This window comes from Ralstonia sp. RL (genome assembly GCF_001683835.1).
Lineage (GTDB): Bacteria > Pseudomonadota > Gammaproteobacteria > Burkholderiales > Burkholderiaceae > Ralstonia > Ralstonia mannitolilytica.
Genome location: NZ_LWRX01000179.1, coordinates 1 through 4,439, shown reverse-complemented (window position 1 = coordinate 4,439; position 4,439 = coordinate 1). Strand labels below are relative to the sequence as shown.

Genomic DNA, 4,439 nt, shown 5'->3' with positions numbered 1-4,439 from the left:
GCGTCCGGCGAGCGAGGCGGAAGGCAACCGCCTGCTCGACGCGGGGCGCGTGCAGTTTCTGCTCGTGATTCCGCCCGATTTCTCGCGCCGCATCCTGCGCGGCGAACATCCGGCGGTGCTCTTGGCGGCGGACGCCACCGACCCGGCGGCGTCCGGCAATGCGCTGGCCACGCTCAATGCAATCAGCCGCCAGGTGCTCGCGCACAACCCGGTCGGCCCGTTGCGCACGTCGCAGCAGGACACGCCGTTCGAGATCCGCGCGCAGCGCCGCTACAACCCGGAGGGCGTGTCGCGCTACAACATCGTGCCCGGCCTGATCGGCGTGATTTTGACCATGACGATGGTGATGATGACCGCGCTGGCGATGACGCGCGAACGCGAGCGCGGCACCATGGAAAACCTGCTGGCGACTCCCGTGCGCCCGCTGGAGGTCATGGCCGGCAAGATCCTGCCCTACATCCTGATCGGCTATGTGCAGACCGCGGTGATCCTGGTCGCCGCGCGGCTGCTGTTCGACGTGCCGATGCTCGGCAGCCTGGCACTGTTGTCGGCGGCGCTGGTGGTCTACATGGCGGCCAATCTGGCGGTGGGCTTCACCTTTTCCACCATCGCGAAGAACCAGATGCAGGCGATGCAATTGACCTTCTTCTTTTTCCTGCCGTCGATGCTGCTGTCGGGCTTCATGTTCCCGTTTCGCGGCATGCCGGCCTGGGCGCAGGCGATCGGCGAGATCCTGCCGCTGACGCACTTTCTGCGCATCGTGCGCGGCATCATGTTGAAGGGAAACGGCGCGGCGCAGATCGCGCCGGAAGTGTGGCCGATCGCGCTGTTCATGCTGGCGGCGGGGCTGATCGCGTTGCGGCGGTATCGGCAGACGCTGGATTGAGTCGTCAAACTGCCGTGCGCGCCTACCTTGTCAGATGAGTATCGAATGGTGCGTCAAGGCGTTATTCGCTGCGAGCCCAGATGATATTTATGTGCGTCATTGCATATGACGCGGTAAAAATCACAAAAATTCATTGCCAGAAGCAATGAGGTCACGCAAAATATTGCGTCAACTTCAATGACGCAATATGTTTTACCGATTAAAAGCATGCGTGGATATTCGGGCCGGACACCCGTTCCGAGGAGCTGTGCCGGAAATTTCCACCGGAGATACGCGTGTACTCCAAATGCGCGACCTCGACCCGAATGGCGTTATTGAATGGTCCGGATTGGTGACGACGTCGATAGACGGCCGCAAGAGCCCCGACTTGCTGAGCGCAGGCGACGTCGTCTTTGCCTCCCGTGGTCTGCACAATTATGCAGTTTGTCTCGATGACGTACCGGCCCGCACCGTGTGCTCGCAGCACTTCTTTCTCTTGCGTGTCAAAAATGACCGGCTTCTCCCGCAGTTTCTCGCCTGGCAAATCAACCGGGCGCCAGCGCAACGCTATTTCGCCAAACACGCGGAAGGCAGCGCTCAGCTCAGCATCCGCCGTGCCGTACTGGAAGCACTATCGCTAGCAGTGCCGCCACTGGACTATCAACAACGCATCATCGACTTACATCGGCACGCTCAAGCGGAGCGCGCCCTTCTCGAAAACCTGATCCGCAACCGCGAACGCCAACTCGATGCGCTGGCATGCGCGCTATTCGCCGAACAATCCAACCACGACGACAATCGATGACGAACACCCCCATCCACCAGGACACCATCAACGCCGCCGTCTGGGCCGCCTGCGACACCTTCCGCGGCACGGTCGATCCCAGCATCTACAAGGACTACGTCCTGACGATGCTCTTCCTCAAATACATCTCGGATGTCTGGCAAGACCATTACGAGCAATACCAGGCCGAGCACGGCGACCATCCGGAACTGATCGAAGAGCTGCTCAAGAATGAACGCTTCGTGCTGCCGAAGAGCGCCAATTTCTACACGCTGCACGCGGCGCGCCACGAACCCGGCAACGGCGAACGCATCGACAAGGCGCTGCACGCAATCGAGGAAAGCAACATCACCAAGCTGCGCGACGTGTTCCAGGACATCAGCTTCAACTCCACCAAGCTCGGCGACGAGGCGCAGAAGAACGACATCCTGCGTCACCTGCTGGAAGACTTCGCAAAGCCCGAACTGAACCTGCGGCCGCGGCGCATCGGCAATCTCGATGTGATCGGCAACGCCTACGAATTCCTCATCAAGAATTTCGCCTCGACCAGCGGCAAGAAAGCCGGGGAGTTCTACACGCCGCCGGAGGTGTCGCAGTTGATGGCACTCCTGGTCGACCCGCAGGAAGACGACGACATCTGCGACCCGACCTGCGGCTCCGGCTCGCTGCTGATGAAATGCGGACAGCTCATCCGCAAAAAGACAGGCAGCAAGAAGTATGCGCTGTACGGCCAGGAAGCGATCGGCAGCACCTGGGCGCTGGCCAAGATGAACATGTTCCTGCACGGCGAGGACAACCACCGCATCGAATGGGGCGACACGCTGCGCAATCCCAAGCTGCTCGATGGCGACGGCTTGCTCAAGCATTTCGATATCGTGGTCGCCAATCCGCCGTTCTCGCTGGAGAAATGGGGCCATGAATCCGCCGAGAAGGACAAGTACAAGCGCTTCCGGCGCGGCATCCCGCCGCGCACCAAGGCCGACTACGCCTTCATCCTGCACATGATCGAAACCATGAAGCCCGGCACCGGCCGCATGGCGGTGGTGGTGCCGCACGGCGTGCTGTTTCGCGGCGCGGCCGAAGGCAAGATCCGCAAACAGCTGATCGATGAAAACCTGCTCGACATCGTGATCGGCCTGCCGGAAAAGCTGTTCTACGGCACCGGCATTCCGGCGGCGATCCTGGTGTTCCGCAAGAAGAAGCGCGACGACAAGGTGCTCTTCATCGACGCCAGCCGCGCCTACCAGGACGGCAAGAACCAGAATTTCCTGCGCGAGCAAGACCTGCAAAAGATCATCGACACCTGCGCGGCGCGCCAAAGCGTGGACAAGTACGCCTATCTCGCCAGCCCGACCGAAATCGCGGAGAACGATTACAACCTCAACATCCCGCGCTATGTGGACACCTTCGAGGAAGAGGAGGAAATCGACCTGATGGCGGTGCGCGCCGAGCGCGAGAAACTGAAGGCCGAGCTGGCGGTGTTGGAGAAGAAGATGGATGCGTATCTGAAGGAGCTGGGGTATGAGTGAGTACGATCTTCCGCGCGCCCAAAAGAGAAACGCCTCAGTAGCTTGCGCTCTGAGGCGTTGGGCCGGAGATGCGATCTCCGGTGGGGTTAATGGCGCAATTAGATACACACATTATTGTGAGTCAGAATTTGTAGGGTGCGCTCCGCGCACCGGCACATCTCCGATGACTGGTGCGCAAAGCGCACCCTACCTTGTTATGCATCGCAGATTGTCATGAATGCGTATCCAAGGGAGCGAAATTGTGAGTGACACAGAAAACATGAGCCACGGCGAGCTGGTGCTCTATAACACGGAAGATGGCAGCGCCCGGTTTTACTTGCGCGCAGAGAACGGCACGGTCTGGCTCACCCAACTGGAGCTTGCCGAGTTATTCCAGACCAGCAAACAGAACATCAGTTTGCACATAAAAAACATTCTGGAGGAAGGAGAGCTTTCTTCAGTAGCAACGGTCAAGGAATACTTGACAGTTCAAACCGAAGGCAAGCGACAGGTCAAACGATCAGTTCAGCTCTACAACCTCGATCTCATCCTCGCCGTCGGCTACCGCGTCCGCTCGCCGCGCGGCACCCAGTTCCGCCAGTGGGCCACGACCCACCTGAAGGAATATCTGGTCAAGGGCTTCGTTATGGACGACGAACGCCTGAAAGGCTCGGAGCGCTGGGACTACTTCGACGAGCTGCTGCAGCGCATCCGGGACATACGGTCGTCGGAGAAGCGTTTCTACCAGAAGGTGCGCGACCTGTTCGCCCTGTCGGTGGACTATGCGGACGACCCGGCCGCGACTGCCCAGTTCTTCGCGGAAGTGCAAAACAAGATGTTCTTTGCCGTCACCGGCCACACCGCCGCCGAGCTGATCGTGCAACGCGCCGATCCGACTCAGCCCAACATGGCCCTGACCTCGTGGAAAGGCGGGCGCGTGCGCAAGGCCGATGTGACGGTGGCCAAGAACTACCTGAACGCCGAGGAGCTGGATCACCTCAACCGCATCGTCAGCCTGTTCCTGGACTTTGCGGAACTGCGCGCGCAGAAACGCCAGGACTTGCGCATGGACGATTGGCGCGCCTATGTGGACAGCTTCATGGAATTCAATGAGCAACCGCTGCTGAAGGGGTTCGGCCGCATGAGCCATCAAGCCATGACCACCATCGTGCATGAGCGTTATGAACAGTTCGATGCGGCGCGGCGCAAGGCGGAGGCGTTGGAAGCGGATCGGGAAGATTTGCGGGCTTTGGAGCAGATCGAGAAGGAGCTGGTGAGCCGC

At 60.0% G+C, this 4,439-nt stretch carries 4 protein-coding genes; all 4 read left to right on the top strand.

Features of this window, described 5'->3' with window-relative positions; translation table 11 throughout:
- The coding region (locus tag A6M56_RS17710) for an ABC transporter permease (RefSeq protein WP_286758270.1) at nucleotides 1–886 on the top strand (886 nt) is incomplete at its 5' end.
- Nucleotides 887–1,172: 286 nt separating this feature from the next.
- Entirely contained in the window at nucleotides 1,173–1,670 is a 498-nt protein-coding gene (locus A6M56_RS17705) for a restriction endonuclease subunit S (protein ID WP_286758269.1), read from the top strand.
- Entirely contained in the window at nucleotides 1,667–3,178 is a 1,512-nt protein-coding gene (locus tag A6M56_RS17700; RefSeq protein ID WP_286758268.1) for a type I restriction-modification system subunit M, read from the top strand. The genes A6M56_RS17705 and A6M56_RS17700 overlap by 4 nt, the downstream gene beginning before the upstream one ends.
- A gap of 259 nt (nucleotides 3,179–3,437) precedes the next feature.
- A partial coding sequence (locus tag A6M56_RS17695) for a virulence RhuM family protein (RefSeq protein WP_286758267.1) occupies nucleotides 3,438–4,439 on the top strand: 1,002 nt, incomplete at its 3' end.

Bases quoted from the DNA above. Each gene is read 5' to 3' on its own strand.
- A6M56_RS17700 (WP_286758268.1), top strand. From the start codon at position 1,667: ATGACGAACACCCCCATCCACCAGGACACCATCAACGCCGCCGTCTGG.
- A6M56_RS17705 (WP_286758269.1), top strand. From the start codon at position 1,173: ATGCGCGACCTCGACCCGAATGGCGTTATTGAATGGTCCGGATTGGTG.